14 protein-coding genes are annotated in these 15,769 nt (G+C 57.0%); 6 read left to right on the top strand and 8 right to left on the bottom strand.

All coding sequences use genetic code 11. The annotated features are described in order from the left end of the window. Window positions 1-13: 13 nt before the first annotated feature. From AC1UKS_RS03605 to AC1UKS_RS03580, 6 genes are all read right to left on the bottom strand, one after another. Complete coding sequence (locus AC1UKS_RS03605; protein WP_482435790.1) at window positions 14-448, bottom strand: DcrB-related protein; 435 nt, start codon at window positions 446-448, stop codon at window positions 14-16. A 269-nt stretch (window positions 449-717) separates the two neighbouring features. Next, window positions 718-1,428 carry a proteasome-type protease gene (locus AC1UKS_RS03600; protein ID WP_013203824.1) on the bottom strand — a complete coding sequence of 237 codons (711 nt, stop codon included), beginning with the start codon at window positions 1,426-1,428 and terminating at the stop codon, window positions 718-720. A gap of 19 nt (window positions 1,429-1,447) precedes the next feature. Beyond that, window positions 1,448-2,248: a transglutaminase family protein gene (locus AC1UKS_RS03595; RefSeq protein ID WP_482435787.1), complete on the bottom strand. Its 801-nt coding sequence runs from the start codon at window positions 2,246-2,248 to the stop codon at window positions 1,448-1,450. Then, the gene (locus tag AC1UKS_RS03590) at window positions 2,245-3,174 is read right to left on the bottom strand and encodes an alpha-E domain-containing protein (RefSeq protein ID WP_482435785.1); all 930 of its coding nucleotides are present in this window, start codon (window positions 3,172-3,174) and stop codon (window positions 2,245-2,247) included. The genes AC1UKS_RS03595 and AC1UKS_RS03590 overlap by 4 nt, the downstream gene beginning before the upstream one ends. Further along, the gene (locus AC1UKS_RS03585) at window positions 3,168-4,604 is read right to left on the bottom strand and encodes a circularly permuted type 2 ATP-grasp protein (protein ID WP_013203827.1); all 1,437 of its coding nucleotides are present in this window, start codon (window positions 4,602-4,604) and stop codon (window positions 3,168-3,170) included. The genes AC1UKS_RS03590 and AC1UKS_RS03585 overlap by 7 nt, the downstream gene beginning before the upstream one ends. Before the next feature lie 192 nt (window positions 4,605-4,796). After that, window positions 4,797-5,384, bottom strand: a complete 588-nt coding sequence (locus AC1UKS_RS03580; RefSeq protein ID WP_482435783.1) for a hypothetical protein — start codon at window positions 5,382-5,384, stop codon at window positions 4,797-4,799. A 301-nt stretch (window positions 5,385-5,685) separates the two neighbouring features. Here AC1UKS_RS03580 and AC1UKS_RS03575 point away from each other — a divergent pair, with 301 nt between their 5' ends. Further along, window positions 5,686-6,168, top strand: coding sequence for a YlaC family protein (locus AC1UKS_RS03575; RefSeq protein ID WP_482435781.1), 483 nt, complete (start codon window positions 5,686-5,688; stop codon window positions 6,166-6,168). 66 nt (window positions 6,169-6,234) lie between these two features. On the opposite strand, the gene AC1UKS_RS03570 is transcribed toward AC1UKS_RS03575, so the two are convergent. Together AC1UKS_RS03570 and AC1UKS_RS03565 are read right to left on the bottom strand one after the other, a co-directional pair. Then, window positions 6,235-7,644, bottom strand: a complete 1,410-nt coding sequence (locus AC1UKS_RS03570) for an aminotransferase-like domain-containing protein (protein WP_265909590.1) — start codon at window positions 7,642-7,644, stop codon at window positions 6,235-6,237. 57 nt (window positions 7,645-7,701) lie between these two features. Further along, window positions 7,702-9,834: a putative bifunctional diguanylate cyclase/phosphodiesterase gene (locus AC1UKS_RS03565; protein WP_482435779.1), complete on the bottom strand. Its 2,133-nt coding sequence runs from the start codon at window positions 9,832-9,834 to the stop codon at window positions 7,702-7,704. A gap of 549 nt (window positions 9,835-10,383) precedes the next feature. Between AC1UKS_RS03565 and AC1UKS_RS03560 the strand changes: the two genes are divergently transcribed. From AC1UKS_RS03560 to AC1UKS_RS03540, 5 genes are read left to right on the top strand one after another with little or no spacing between them, the layout of a single operon-like run. Further along, the gene (locus AC1UKS_RS03560) at window positions 10,384-10,950 is read left to right on the top strand and encodes a spore coat protein U domain-containing protein (RefSeq protein ID WP_265909592.1); all 567 of its coding nucleotides are present in this window, start codon (window positions 10,384-10,386) and stop codon (window positions 10,948-10,950) included. A gap of 37 nt (window positions 10,951-10,987) precedes the next feature. Further along, window positions 10,988-11,494 carry a Csu type fimbrial protein gene (locus tag AC1UKS_RS03555; protein ID WP_482435776.1) on the top strand — a complete coding sequence of 169 codons (507 nt, stop codon included), beginning with the start codon at window positions 10,988-10,990 and terminating at the stop codon, window positions 11,492-11,494. 26 nt (window positions 11,495-11,520) lie between these two features. Beyond that, the gene (locus AC1UKS_RS03550; RefSeq protein ID WP_482435774.1) at window positions 11,521-12,240 is read left to right on the top strand and encodes a fimbrial biogenesis chaperone; all 720 of its coding nucleotides are present in this window, start codon (window positions 11,521-11,523) and stop codon (window positions 12,238-12,240) included. Between the two features lie 3 nt (window positions 12,241-12,243). Further along, complete coding sequence (locus tag AC1UKS_RS03545; protein ID WP_482435772.1) at window positions 12,244-14,667, top strand: fimbria/pilus outer membrane usher protein; 2,424 nt, start codon at window positions 12,244-12,246, stop codon at window positions 14,665-14,667. Beyond that, on the top strand, window positions 14,664-15,650 hold the full coding sequence (locus AC1UKS_RS03540) for a Csu type fimbrial protein (RefSeq protein WP_482435770.1): 987 nt from the start codon (window positions 14,664-14,666) through the stop codon (window positions 15,648-15,650). Before AC1UKS_RS03545 ends, AC1UKS_RS03540 begins: the two co-directional genes overlap by 4 nt. The last annotated feature ends 119 nt before the right edge of the window (window positions 15,651-15,769 follow it).

The following is a 15,769-nucleotide window of genomic DNA, read 5'->3' as shown; positions in this document are numbered from 1 at the left end:
TGAAATGTCCTTATTAACGGGCGACGTAGCTTTTCAGTAGAGAGCTGAAGGTCGCCATATCGCCGTTATCCAGTACGGCGGTTTTGCTTTGAGTGATTACCAGCACCAACCTGTCGTCAACCGCGAAAACGGCTTGCTGCTGAGTGATGCGTTTACCTTCCCGCAGATAGCTGGCGTGGATGCTCTCGCCCACCAACGCATTTTGCCCCAGCGTCGCCGGTTGACGGCTTTCCAGCTTCCAGCCCTTCAGAACTTGCTTCAGTTGCTGCAGCTGACGGTCAATGTACGCCCCCAGCATTTCGCCTTCATTCAGCGCATCGCGGGCGATAGTAATGACTGCGCCTGCAGGATCGAGGGGTTTGAAAACGTTGAGGGTGCGATCTTCATAGCCTGGCGGCAGGTCAAGCTGACCTTCGGTAAAAATGCACTGCGGAGAGGTGGAAGACATGATGCCCAATCCCTGATGCTTAAAGATAATTGATGCAAACCATCATCTCACGATGCCAGACGCAGACCAAGAAAAAATCGCCGTAGTGCATTACTTACAACAGGTTAGGAAAGATATTAAGCATCTGGCCGGTGTGGAATGATTAGCGAATTTATTAAGGAAATGACCCAGCCGGGTTATCTGTAGCAGTATGACAGGCGTCATTAGTTGGCCGGGTTGAGATAAACCCGGCCAACTAAAAGCAGACTTAAAATCGAGATCAGGCGAGGCTATTCATCCAGCTCTAAAGGCGGTAACTGAGCGAAGACGCTGAGCAGACCGGCGCTCCACAGCTGGCGGATTTGCGAGTAGTAGGGATGCTTTTCGGTCAGATGATATTGTTGCGCGATGCTGTAACTGTCGGTGGGATAAATCATCACGTCCAGCGGCAGTCCGACCGAGATATTACTGGCCAGCGTGGAGTCCATCGAGATCAGCGCGCACTGCATCGCCTGATCCAGCGGCGTATCAAAGCGCAGCACGCGGTCGATAATCGGTTTGCCGTACTTGCTCTCACCAATCTGGAAATACGGCGTGTCGGTGCTCGACTCGATGAAATTGCCCTGCGGGTAGATTTGGAACAGCCGCGGCTCTTCGCCTTTGATCTGGCCGCCCAACATCAGCGTGCCGCCAAACTCTTCCCCGTCCCGTTTGATCACTTCGCGCAGCGTATCGCCCACCAGCAGCGCCACATCGTACATGTTGCTGCAGCTCATCAGGTTGGGCTTTTTCGCGTCTTCGCACCCTCGCCTTAGCAGGCTGAGGGCACTCTGCGTGGTGGCCAGGTTGCCGGCACTTTGCAGGACCAGCGTGCGCTCATCGTCCTGTTGGAAAACGTGAAGCTTACGGAACGACGAAATATGATCGACGCCCGCATTGGTGCGGGAGTCCGAAACAAAAATCATCCCTGACGATAAACGCATTGCCACACAGTAAGTCATAGTTTGCCCGAGTCAGTAATTACTGCTGCGAATTCACCAGTTGCACCGCAGCCACCGCTAACATGTCTTCGCTCCCGCCGCCCAGCCTCATGCCCCGCACCGGGCAGGCATCCATATAATCTACGCCCACCGCCAGCTTGAGATGCTGACGCGTGCTGCGGGTATTATTGGTGATATCAAAGCTGTGCCAGCTGCCGTCCACCCAGGCCTCAACCCAGGCGTGCGTAGCCACATGTTCAACGGTGTCAGTATAAAGGTATCCGCTCACATAGCGAGCGGGGATATGCAGGCTGCGACAGCAGGCCAGAAACACGTGGCTGTGATCCTGGCAAACCCCGGTGCCCGCGGCAAATACTTTCGCGGCGTTATCAGTAACCATTGTGCTACCCGGCTGATAAGGCATTTTCAGTAATAACTCGTCCATCAACCGGTCGAGGCTGGCCATTGGCGCTTCCGGGCGGAAATAGCGCAGAGCAAAGTCGCGGATTGCCGCATCAGGCTGAGTTAACGGCGTCACGCGCAGGAACACTAACGGCGACAGGCAGCTGTCCGGATCCGGGGCCATGTCGCCATCATCGAGGATTTCCACCATGCCGCGCGCTTCAATCTCAATCGACTGGTGCGGCGTATCCAGCGTCAGCACGTGCAGCACGTTGCCGTAAGTATCGGTGGTACAGATCGCCTGTTCGGGCAGGATCAATTCCCAGGAAATAATGTCCTGATGGACCGAATTCTGCGGCGTCAGCCGCAGATACTGGGTGCTTTGCTTCACCAGACTCTGATAACTGAAAAGGGTCTTATGGGCGATATCCAGTTTCATTTAGCCTCCAGGTAAGTCTGTTGAATGCTCACGGCAATGTTGCCAAGGTCGCCAAGGAAATCCTGCAGCCAGCTGTGGATCCCCTCTTTTATCAGCGTGTCATACGAGGTGAAGCGCAGCTCTGCATCCAGCACCGTCACCAGCAGACGCGGGCGATTTTCACCGCTGCCACCGATCAAGTTTAGCTGGTTGGAAATTTCATCAATGCAGGATCGCAGGGATCGCGGACTCTCTTCCCGCAGGATCAGCATCTCATTAACGCTGGCACTGGCCAGCTCCTGTTTGTAGATGGTGTGGTAAGCCTCGCGCGCCGACACCGAGCGCAGCAGGGTATCCAGCCGGTAATATTCGCGCACCGAGTCGTCATCCTGCTCGGTCAGAGAGTGGGTCACGTCCAGCAATCTGGCGGTGCAGTCCGCCCGCTCCAGCAGCGTGCCGAGGCGGATAAAGCTCATCGCATCGCCGCGCATCAGCGTGCCAAACATTGCGCCACGAAACAGGTGCGAACGCTCTTTTACCCAGTCAAAAAAGGTATCCGCGCCGATGCTGCTGACGCCTTTGCGCCGCAGCTTGCGCATCTCAATCCAGCTGGAGTTGATGCTTTCCCACACTTCGGAAGAGAGGCTGCCACGCACCGCGTGCGCATTGTTCCACGCCGATTCCCAGCAGCAAAAAATACTGCCCGGATTGCGGTCATCGAGCACAAAGAAATTGAACAGCTGCGGCATCGCCAGCTTGTCATTCAGCGTCCAGAACAGCTCGCTGGTGCTGGTCAGGTTAAGCGGCACGTGTAGCTCATCGTCGTGGCTGCTGCGCACCGGCATCAGCGACAGACGGTTGGTCACGTCCAGCACGCGGGCAATGTTTTCGGCACGCTCTAAATAGCGCGCCATCCAGTACAAACCACTGGCTGTGCGACTCAGCATTGGTCATCCTCCAGCACCCAGGTATCCTTAGTCCCACCGCCCTGCGATGAGTTCACCACCAGCGAACCTTCGGTCAGCGCCACCCGCGTTAACCCGCCCGGCACCAGCCGGATTTCAGCCCCGCTGAGGGCAAACGGCCGCAGGTCGATATGCCGTGGCGCCAGGCCTTGCTCAACAAAGGTCGGGCAGGTCGAGAGCGCCAGGGTGTTCTGCGCAATGTAGTTTTGTGGTCGGGCAATCAGCAGCGAACGGAACTCTTCCAGCTGTTTCTGAGTGGCCACCGGACCAATCAACATGCCGTAACCGCCCGCGCCATGCACCTCTTTCACCACCAGCTTTGGCAGGTTAGCCAGCACCCACGAGAGCTCGTCCGGGCGACGGCACTGCCATGTCGGCACGTTATTCAGGATCGGATCTTCGGAGAGATAAAACTTAATCATATCCGGTACATACGGATAGATAGACTTGTCGTCCGCCACGCCGGTGCCGATGGCATTCGCCAGCACCACATTGCCGGCGCGATAGACCGACAGCAGCCCCGGCACGCCAAGCATGGAGTCGGCGCGGAAGGCCAGCGGATCGAGGTAGGCATCATCAACACGGCGATAAATCACGTCGATTTTGCACGGGCCCGCCGTGGTGCGCATCATCACTGCCCCGTCCTTCACAAACAGGTCGGCACTTTCAACCAGCTCCACGCCCATCTGCTGGGCAAGGAAACTGTGCTCAAAGTAGGCACTGTTAAAACGGCCGGGCGTCAGCACCACCACCACCGGATCGTTCACCGGGGAGCTTTCGCGCAGGGTTTGCAGCAGATGCGACGGATAGCGTTCGACCGGCGCAATCCGCTGTTGGGCGAACAGTTCCGGGTAGAGCCGCATCATCATTTTGCGGTTTTCCAGCATGTAGGAGACGCCGGATGGCGTGCGCAGGTTGTCCTCCAGCACGTAGTATTCACCGTCGCTGTTACGCACCATATCGACGCCGCAGATATGGGCGTAGATATCGCGATGCAGGTTCAGTCCCTGCATGCAGGGTTGATACTGATCGTTAACCAGTACCTGCTCCGCCGGGATGATGCCGGCTTTCAGGATGTGCTGCTCGTGGTAGATATCATGGAGGAAGGCATTCAGCGCCTGAACGCGCTGGCGGATGCCTTTGTCCAGCATCGCCCATTCACTGGCCGGGATAATGCGCGGCACGCTGTCGAACGGGATTAAGCGCTCAGCGCCGCCATCCTGACCATAAACATTGAAGGTGATGCCGACGCGGTGAAACAAAAGTTCGGCTTCTTCCCGCTTGCGGGCGATCGCCTCGTGGTCGGCTTTTTGCAGCCAGTGCCAGTAGTCGCGATAGTGCTGGCGGTGCTGACCGCTGCCCAGCAGCATTTCATCATAAAAGGTTGATGCTAATTCATAGCCTTGATTCATGATTTCCCTTCCACTGTCGGTGAACCCGTTACTTATCTGCACAAAGCGTGCCAGTACCCAGGGTGACAGAGCGGAGCCTGATGCCGTGCGAGGGCACCTTCAACGCCTGGCCGGGCCGGTGCCCCGGGAAGTATCCCTGGAAAGGAGGTCATAAAGGAAACGCACCATAACGGTGCGTTTAATCAGCGGCGATCAGTTTTGTTCCAGCGGGTGCCAGATTTCGGTGACGGCCCCTTCACCGCCGGTGATCGGGTCATGCTGCGGCATCGGAACCCGCTTAATTTCTACTATAGACTGGTTCAGAAGATTCAGCTCATCGCGGCGGGTATCCGGCTGCATCCCACGTGGGTAAGCGCCGACCGCAAAGAAGTCATCGCTGGCGGCCAGCTGTTGATGGCCAACGCCCGCCGGGATCAGCACCGCGTCGCCGGCATAGACGGTAACTGCCCGGCCGGTTTCACCGCCAAACAGAATCTGCGCCCAACCGGCCGCGATCCCCAACAGTTCATGGGTGTTGGGATGGTAATGGGTGTAAGGGAAAACCGGATAGCGCCAGCGAGGTAGCCACTGGTGGCGGGCAAACAGATCTTCGAAAAAGCGGGCAATGTCTTCTTCATCATCCAGCGCGACCTGCGGATAGATGATCAACGGCAGCGGATTGTTCGGTACGCCGCTGGCGGGCTGGAACGTCATATATTGCGGATTGGATGACGCGCCGGCAGAGAAAGTACCGGCAGCGAAGGACATCATGGTGAGTAGGCTCCCAGATTGCGGCAACATACGGCGTCTCCTGTTTCTGGACTGAATTAGTTGTTAATTAATTGTGGCAAATAATCCACAAGATGCAATGTTCCCGCGACGGTGCAGATCACATAACTTATTAATTTACGGGAACTTAACTCAAATCAGCGCAGCGGCAGATCCCCCGAAAGAAAGAAACGGAAATCGGGCTCAAAAAGGCGCGATGCGATGGCGTTTACCACGGCTGGCGAACTGTTATAGCAATTTTAATGAAAACTGTGTCTGCCCTGGCTTTACGCCGTGTGTTTTACTGTGAACAGTCACGAATGAGGTGAGAAAAATGCACGACGTAAAACAGATACTGCAACGCGAGATCGACACGCTGAATCAACAGGAACAGCGTGATAACCGGCCGCGCCTGAGCATGACCTTCCTGAAAAATCATCCCGGCTTATGGATATCAATGTACGTCTGTTATGCCCTGACCGTAGCGCTGTGTTTCACCACCGAATTCCTCGGCTGGCCGGCGTTTTGGGGCGCGACGTTTTTTGTGCTGTTGATGAGCGGCTTGATGATGCTGGATGTGAATCCGCGCTACCGTTTTGAGGATATCGATACCCTGGATCTGCGCGTTTGCTATAACGGCGAGTGGTACTACATTCGTACCCTGTCCGACCAGGCGATTCAGGAAATCCTCTCCAGCAGCCAGGTTTCTGACAAGGTGAAACAGGGCATTGAAAAGCTGCTGTCGCTGAAAGGCGAAGTCGATTTCTACGACGTATATCATCTAGCCTGGGGCCAGCAGCGCGCCTCAACTATCTGATGGCAATGGGGCCAGGCAAACTGGCCCATTAATCACATCCATCTGCTCCTACGTCCGCTCCGGCCTTTACAGCATTTCCGCAATCAATCCCCCGAGAATCGCTACCGCCGCCTCCTGCGCATCGCCCCACGCCCATGACGCATTAAAGCGGAAATAATTCGCGTATTGTTCGCCTGACGAGAACATTTTTCCCGGTGCAATACTGATATTGCTGTTCAGCGCGCGGTAATAAAGTTCGGTGGTGTTCACCTGGCGTGGCAACTCCACCCACAAGAAATAGCCGCCCAGGGAATCGTTGATCCTCGCTTCCACCGGCAGATGACGCTTCAGCGACTGTCGCGCCTGATTCTTGCGCTGCTCCAGCAACATCCGGAGTTTGCGCAGATGGCTGTCATAGCTGCGGGTCAACAGGTAGTTGGCCAGCGCCAGCTGCATCGGCGTGCTGGTCGACAGCGTGCTCATCAGCTGTAAGCGTTGGATACGCTGCGCATGCTGACCGGCAACCACCCAGCCGACGCGAAAGCCGGCCACCAGATTCTTGGAGAAGGACGAGCAGTGCAGCACGCTGTGCTCCAGCTCAAAGGCTTTAGCGGGCAGCGGCTTTTCATGGCCAAAATAGAGTTCGTTGTAAACGTCATCCTCAATCAGCGTCACCTTATGGGCAGAGAGGATCTCCACCAGCCGCTGCTTTTTGGCTTTGGTCAGCGTATGGCCCACCGGGTTCTGCTGGTTGGTCATCATCCAGCAGGCTTTGATCGGCCAACGTTCCAGCGCCCTTTCCAGCTCGTCTAAATCCATCCCATGCTGCGGATCGGTGGCGATCGCCACGGCCTTTAGCTTCAGCCGTTCAATCACCTGCAGCGCACCGTAAAAACACGGGTTTTCGATCGCTACCCAGTCGCCGGGTTCGGTGACCGCCTGCATACTCAGGTTCAGCGCTTCCATCGCACCGTTGGTAATAACGATTTCATCCGGGGAGACCTGGATGCCTTGCAGGGCGTAACGCTGCGCAAGGGTTTTGCGTAAGGCTTCATTGCCCGGCGGCAGGTTGTTCAGCGCGTCGGCAGGCTTCATGGTATGTGAAACCGACGCCAGCGAGCGCATCAGCTGCCGCTGCGGGAACAGTTCAGGATCGGGAAAGGCAGAGCCAAACGGCAGAATGCGCGGGTCGCGGCAGGCCTGCAGCACGTCAAAGATAAAGGCATTGATATCGACAGACTCCGCCAGCTGCACCTTCTGGTGGCTGGCAGGCTGGCTGAGGAAGTCCGCGCGTGGGGCAACGTAGTAGCCGGACTGCGGACGGGACTGGATCCACCCCTGGCTCTCCAGCACCTGATAGGCGTGCATCACCGTCATCAGACTCATGCCGCTTAACGCGACCTGCTCACGCAGCGAGGGCAGTTTTTCTCCGGGCAGCCAGACTTCCGACGAAATCTGCTGCTGGAGTTGGTCGATGAGCTGCTGGTATTTAGCCAAAACTGTTACATGCCCGAACAAGGAATTTGGCAACTATTATAGGTTGCCGTGGGCATATTAAACAGCGTCGGTGAGTGGCGTGATGCCAATCAGCTCTTTTTTCAGGGTCGGCAAAACGTCCACCTCATTGTCACCGACGTAATGCTTCAGTCCAGCCACCTGATCCGCAGGGATCGGTCGGCCCAACAGATAGCCCTGCAGGGAGTTACAGCCGAGGCTGGTAAGAAACGCCTGCTGTTCTTCGGTTTCCACCCCTTCGGCCACCACTTTCAGATTCAGGGTCTGCGCCAGCGCCACAATGGCGGTGACAATGGTGGCATCCTCGCTCTGCGCCTGTAACTCGTTGACGAAGGCACGGTCAATTTTCAGCTCGCTGGCCGGTAAACGCTTCAGGTACAGCAGGCTGGAGTAGCCGGTACCGAAGTCATCAATCGAGGCTTTGACGCCCAGATCGGTTAGCTGCGTCAGGATGCGGATACTTTCATCCGGATCGCGCATCGCGGTAGTTTCCGTCACTTCCAGCGTCAGCAGCTCGGCCGGAATGTGGTGAACCTCGAGGGCGGTGAGCACGGTTTCCACCAACCCTGGCTGTTCAAACTGCAACGCGGACAGGTTGACGGCCACCGACCAGTGCGGGTTGCCCTGCAAATGCCAGATACGCAGCTGGCGACAGGCTTCGTTGATCACCCAGTTGCCGATACTGACAATCAGCCCGGTTTTTTCCGCCAGCGGCAGGAATACGTCCGGGGACATCAGGCCGCGCTCCGGGTGCTGCCAGCGGATTAACGCTTCAAATCCGAGGATCGGTCCCTGCGGAGCACAGAACTTCGGCTGATAGAACAGACGGAGTTCTTCACGCTCCTGCGCCAGCCACAAATCGTTAATCAGCTGCAGTTGGCTCTGCGCGATCATGTTCATCGACGGCTGGAAGAAGGTGTAGCCGTTACGGCCGTTATTTTTGGTGTGATACATAGCGGCATCGGCATTGAACATCAGCTCGCGCTCGTCATTGCCATCGCCAGGGAATACGGCAATGCCGATGCTCAGCGACACCATCAGTTCATAACGGGAAATTTCAAACGGCTGGTCGATGGCTTTGACCAGCATATCGGCCGTGGTGGCCGCATCATTGGGATCGTTGATCTCCACCAGCAGCACAAACTCGTCGCCGCCCAGGCGGGCCAGCGTGTGGTGGCCCTTCAGCAGATGGTTCATTCTGTCGGTAACGGCAACCAGCAGGTTGTCACCAATATGGTGGCCGAACGCATCATTTACCGCCTTAAAGCCATCAAGATCCATAAACATCAGCGCAAAAGAGGTGTTTTCACGCACCGCTTTATTCATCGCCTGGTCCAGACGATCTTCCAGCAGAATACGGTTAGGTAAGCGGGTCAGGTTATCGTGCAGCGCCAGCTGAGCCAGCTCGCGGTTGGCATCGGCCAGCGAGGAGGCCAGCACCGAGGTTCGCGCCTGCAGGCGGGCATCCAGCGTCGACACCACCAGCGTGATCCCCAGAATGGAGAGCGTCACCACCACCACCAGCACCGCCAGCCAGTTGCTGTTAACGCCCATTTCAGTGGCGTGGCTGTGCATCGGGAAGCTGGCGGCCGCCATGCCGGTGTAGTGCATCCCGGCGATGGCAAAGCCCATTACCGTCGCCGCACCCGCGCGCATTAGCGCCAGTCGTCCGCCGCCCTGACGCAGCTTGAATGCCAGCCACAGCGCCGCGGTGGACGCGGCCAGCGCAATCACTACCGACAGCATGATCCAGTTCCAGTCCCAGATGATGCCCGGCTCGAACATCAATGCCGCCATGCCGGTGTAGTGCATCGCCACCACGCCGCTGGCCAACACCAGCGCGCCGACCATCAGGCGATGCAGCGGCAGTTCACCGTAGCAAACGATCCACAGCGCGAAGATCGAGGCCGCGACCGCAATCAGCATCGAGACCACGGTCAGCGTGGGATCGTAACTCATCACCATTGCCATGTTCATCGCCAGCATGCCGATAAAGTGCATTGACCAGATGCCGACGCCCATCGCAAAGCCGCCGCCTAACAGCCAGACCTGCGCTGTTCTGCCCGTAGTGGTCGCCACTCTGCCCGCCATATCCAATGCGGTATAGGAAGCCAGAAAAGCCACGAAGATGGAAACGATGACCAGAAGCTGGTCGTAGGAGCTCATAAGCATAGGGAAATCTCTGATGCTGATGCCGTTTTACGGGCGCCGGGTAGTTAAACAAAATTGCTGAAAAAAACTGCCTTTGAGATCAGTGTATCGGCTAAAGATCAGGCAACTTTATGCCTGTGACAATAAAGACCGGAAAGTGAGCAAAATAAACGCAGCGCAATTATTTATATCCCTATAATTTATCGCGTTTAATAAAGACCAATTGCGAGCCTACGAACATAGCAGAGCCACTTTTTTTTGCGAAGTCATAAATAGGAAAAGTCCCGTTTATTTTCACAGCCCAGATCGGGTAAGGGTTTGGCGCAGAAATGATTTCTACTGGAAAATTGATAAGCTTTATTTTAACGTTTCGCTTCGCTACAAGGTCCAGGCTGATCTATAGTAAAGAAAAACAAGACAAAGCTGTTAATTCAAACGCCTGATGCACAGCTCTCAGGCGTTTATTGTGACAGAGATCGAGTAATTTTATTGCAGAATTTAGCGTCACTTATATTAATTTCACATCAGGCGAAAAAGCACGTTCATCTGTCTAATCAGTAAGGAATGGTTATGAAAATGAAGCTTTTTCTGCTGGGCTGTGGCCTTAGCCTTGGCGTGGCCTCTTCTGGCTTTGCCGCCACCACAACGGGAACCATTAACGCAAGGCTGGTCCTGACCACCGGCTGCCTGGTTAACGGTCAGTCCGCCACCACCGGCGTCAACTTCGGTACCTTAGACTTTGGTAGCAGCGCTGCCACCTTCGATACCCTGAACGCCACCCTGGTCGGCTCGCTGGGCAACGGCATCTTTGTCCGTTGCACCACCGGACAAACCTACAATGTCCAGCTCACCAGCAGTAATGCGGCCCCCGCTACCGTGTTCGGTGCGGTGACGGCACAGCCACGCTATCTGGTACTGGGCAGTGACGCCACCCGGGGGATCGCTTACACCCTGTATGGCACCACCTCCTACACCACGCCAATTGCCAACAATACCAACCTGGCCAATACCGGCACCACCGATCCCGCTAACGGCGACAACTACCCGATTTACGGTCGTATCACCGGCGGTGGATTCAATGCGGCCATTCCGGCAGGCACCTACACCGATACCATCAACGTAGCCGTCAATTACTGAGTCTGAAGACAGGGAAAACAACGTGCTGGAGTGGGTGATGCGACGAGGCGGGCGGCTGTGCCTGATGCTGCTGTTGATCAGTCACCAGGGCTGGTCGCTACCCACTCAAACTTTTCAGGTGACCGCATCGGTGGTCAACGGCTGCGTGGTGTCGGGGACCAATCCGGGCGTGTTTGGCACGCTCGATTTTGGCACCCAACCGGGCGTCGGCAGCAGAAGCGTCAGTGCCGCTTTTGTGCAAAGCACCACCATCACGCTGGCCTGCACGCCCGGGACCACGCTGAATATGAGCATTGATGGCGGCAGCAACTTCGGCTCCAGCCGGAATCTGAAGGTGGCGAATAACACCAATCTGGTGGCCTATTCGCTGTATACCAATGCCAGCCACAGTGCGGCAAGCGCCATCCCGGTGAATCAGAACGTGGCGTTGACCTATAGCAATGCAAATAACATTACCCTGCCGATTTATGGCCTGCTGCAGCTGAGCGGCGTCAACCGGGCTGGGACTTACAGCGACACGCTGAACGTGACGCTGAGTTGGTAAAACAGGGATTTCAGAAGGATTGAATAATGAAGACGCTACGACTTTTTGGCCTGCTTATCAGCCTGATGGGCAGTGCTCTGGTGGCGCCAGCCTGGGCTGGTAACTCGGTGTTGATCTGGCCTATCGATCCTAAAATCCCCAGCGGTGATAAAGCCACCGAGCTGTGGCTTGAGAACCGGGGAGAAGACACCACCTTAATGCAGGTCAGGGTGTTTACCTGGCAGCAGATTAACGGTCAGGAACAGTATCAGACGCAGCAAACCGTGGTCGCCAGCCCGCCGCTGGTGAGGATTGAACCGGGGAAAAAACAGCTGGTGCGGTTGATCAATCAGACGCCGCCACCGGCAGGCAAAGAAGTGGCGTACCGGGTATTGCTGGATGAGATCCCCACCCCGCAAACGCCGGGTAAGGATCAGGCCGGGCTGAATTTCCAGATGCGTTATTCGGTTCCTCTGTTCACCTATGGTGAGGGCCTTTCCTCTGACTCGGCTAAGCCCGATCTCAGCTGGCAGACGGTCAGCCAGGATGGCCATTCCGCCATCAGGATCACCAACAACGGCTCTGGCCACGCCAGACTGAGCAAGGTCTCGCTCGGCAGCCGCATTCTGTCCAACAGCCTGTTTGGCTATGTGCTGGCAGGATCCAGCAATACCTTCCCGTTGAATTTCCCGGCTTCCAACAGTTCGGAACTGAGCGCACAGCTGGAAAATAATAAAAGCTGGCGTAGTACCGGTTCCTCACAATAACGCATGAGCAGGCGATGCTTTGCGTCACTGGGACGCTGCTCCCTGGCCGTCACCGGCATCATCAGTTGCCTGTTACCTGTAACCGGCAGCGCGGAAACCTATTCCTCGCTGCCGCCGCCGCCGCAACAAACTGCGCCAGGTCAGCAGAACAATCAGTACATGCTGGGACTGGTGGTGAACGATCAGGACAGCGGTCAGGTGGTGCCGGTTGAGTTTAAGGATGACCACTATTTATTGCGCGCGGGCGATCTGCAGCGCGCCGGGATCCCCACCTCGAAGATTAATGCCTCGATTGTCGATGTCTCAACGCTCCCCGAGGTCAAAGCCGAATACGATCGACCGCGTCAGCGTATCCTGCTGACCGTGCCGCCGGCGTGGCTGCCGAAGCAAACCATCGCCAGCACCGAGACCAACGGCCCGCGCTATCCGGGACGCACCACCGCAGGCGCGCTGTTCAATTACGATCTGTATACCAGCCACACCTCGGCCAGCGGCACCCGGCTCTCTGCCTGGAATGAATTCCGCCTGTTCAGCGACAGCGGGCAGTTTTCTACCAATGGTGTCTATCAGGAACAGCTTTCCGGTACGCCGGGCAGCCAGGACGAGGGCTTCCTGCGCTACGACACCTGGTGGAGTAATCAGGATGAGAACCACTCGCTCAGCTGGCGGGTGGGCGATCTGATCACCGACTCGCTGGCGTGGACCAGCAGCGTCAGGCTGGGCGGAATCCAGATCGCAAGGGACTTTTCCGTACGCCCGGATTTGGTCACCTATCCGCTGCCGTCGTTTTCCGGCCAGGCGGCGGTGCCATCAACCGTTGACCTGTTTGTGAACGGTTATAAAAACAGCAGCAACAACGTCCAGCCTGGCCCATGGTCACTGACCAATATGCCGTTTGTTAACGGCGCGGGGAACGCGGTGGTAGTGACCACCGATGCGGTGGGCCGGCGCGTGACCACCACCCTGCCGTTTTATGTGTCGAGTAACCTGCTGAAGCCCGGCCTGTCGGACTTTTCATTTTCTGCCGGTGCGCTGCGTGAAAATTACGGCCTGAAGAATTTTGATTACGGAGCCGGTGCGGTCAGCGGCTCATATCGTTATGGCCTGAACGACTGGCTGACGCTGGAGAGCCACGCCGAAGGTGCCGATGCGCTGGCGGTGGGCGGCGCGGGCGGCCAGATGAGGGTTGGCTCGCTGGGCGTGGTCAATGCAGCGCTGACGCAAAGCCAGATGGAAGGCGACACCGGCACGCAGTACAGCTGGGGATACCAGTACAACAACAGCCGCTTCAGCGTCGGCACGCAGCATATCGTGCGCTCGTCAGGCTTCGGCAATCTGGCCCTGTACGGCGATCGTAACGGCAACATCGGCGGCTCGGAATACACCCTCAGCCGCCGCAGCGCTCAGTACAGTGCCAGCCTGTCGTTGAACCAGTATGGCAGCGTCGGCGCCGCCTTTATTGATATCACCAGCGGCACCGGCGACCGTACCCAGCTGTGGAACCTGTCGTGGAGTAAAAACCTGTGGGGCAACAGCAGCCTGTACGTCTCGGCCAGCCGCGACCAGCAGGAAGGGGAATGGTCCGGTGCGATCTCACTGGTGATCCCGTTCAGCGATCTGGGCACGGTCAGCGTAAGTCAGGAGCGCGATCAGCAAGGCGGATCGTCACAACGCATCACCGCCTCACGCGCGATGCCGACCGAAGGCGGATTTGCCTGGGATGCCTCGTATGCCAATCAGAGTAGCGACAGCGATTACCGCCAGGCGAGCCTGAGCTGGCGTAACGCCAATATCGAAACCTCCGCCGGCTTCTATGGCGACAAGGATTACAGCACAGAATGGGCGGATTTAACCGGCTCGGTAGTGTTGATGGATGGCAGCCTGTTTGCCGCCAATCAGGTTAACGACGCCTTCGTGCTGGTGAAAACCGATTACCCGAACATCAATGTCCGCTACGAAAACCAACTGATGGGTAAAACCAATGACAACGGCTATCTGCTGGTGCCGGGCATCAGCTCCTATTATCCGGCGAAGTACGACATCGATACGCTGGATCTGCCGGCGGACATGACCACCTCCAGCGTGGAACAGCGCTTTGCCGTCAAGCGGGACAGTGGCTATCTGCTGCACTTCCCGATTGAACCGCTGCGTGCCGCCAGCGTGATCCTGCACGATCAAAATGGTCAGCCGCTGCCGGTGTCCACGCAGATCCTCCGCGAAGGTCAGGCAACCGAATATGTCGGCTGGGATGGTCTGGTGTGGATGGAAAACCTGAAAACTGACAATGCTTTCCGCGCGGAAACGCCGGATGGTCGCCACTGTGCGTCAACGCTCACTGTGGCGGGCGGCCGCCCTAAATCGCTTGAAACTTACGGGCCGCTAACCTGCTCGCTCACATCCGATCCCTCTTCAGGAACGTCACCATGAAAAAGCTGCTTTCCGGCCTGTTATTCCTGCTGCTGCTGGCCTGCGCGATCCCCGGCTGGGCCGCCTGTACGTTGCCCTCTTCCACCGCCAGTTTCGGCACCGTCAGTTCGTTTGCGGTCAATACCACTGCCAGCAACATAACGGCCAACGTCAACGTTAACTGCGGCTCGGGCAGCGTGCTGTCACTGCTTTCCACCGACTATATAAGGCTGCAGCTCGCCAGCGCCACCTACACCAGCGGCACGCGGGGAACGTTAAAAACCGTCAGCACCGGCACCGACAATATCCCGTTGCAGACCTGCACCGATTCCGCCTGCGCCACCGAGATCGCAGTCGGTGGCGTCACCACCACCTATAGCCAGGCGCAATTGCTGAACCTGCTTGGCCTGGGCGGCGGGCAGAACTTCAGTATTCCGCTCTACCTGCGCACGGTGCCCGGACAAACGGTGGCCGCAGGCACCTATACCGTCACCCTGAATATCCTGGTGAACTACAACATTTGTACCGGGATTGGCGCAGTAGGACTCTGCCTGCTGGGCAGCCAACAGACGGGATCGGGCACGGTGCCGATCACCACCACCCTGCTGGTAACCAATGACTGTACGACGATTACCGCACCCAATATCAGCTTCGGCAGCGCGCCGTTGGTCAGCAGTTTCAATACCATTTCTCAGTCGATTAATGTGATTTGTACCAAAGGCAGCACCTATACGGTGGGGATGAGCAACGGCAGCCATGCGGTGGGCACCCAACGCTATATGACCAGCGGCAGCAACCAGCTGGCCTACGAGATTTATCAAAATGCCACCACCACGCGCTGGGGGCCAACCGGTACCGACCGGGTGTCGAGTACCGCATCCAGTGCTCTCAGCACCGATGGCCTGACCCGCACCTTCAACTACACCGCGAAGGTGCTGACTACCCAGGCCACGCCGGTGGCGGGCAGTTACAGCGACAGTGTGGTGATAGACCTGTCGTTCTGAGTCGATGACCGCCGCCGTCAGCGGCTTCTGGCACCGGCTTTTCTGCCTGAATAATGGCTGGTACTGCATGTGTTAATAATTTGTTACGAAGACTCTGCGCAGCACCCGGCTAACGGTGA

The sequence above is a fragment of the Erwinia sp. AK-PDG3-5 genome, assembly GCF_056821705.1.
The sequence above is the reverse complement of the archived record's forward strand: the minus strand, read 5'-3'. Positions and strand labels throughout refer to the sequence as shown.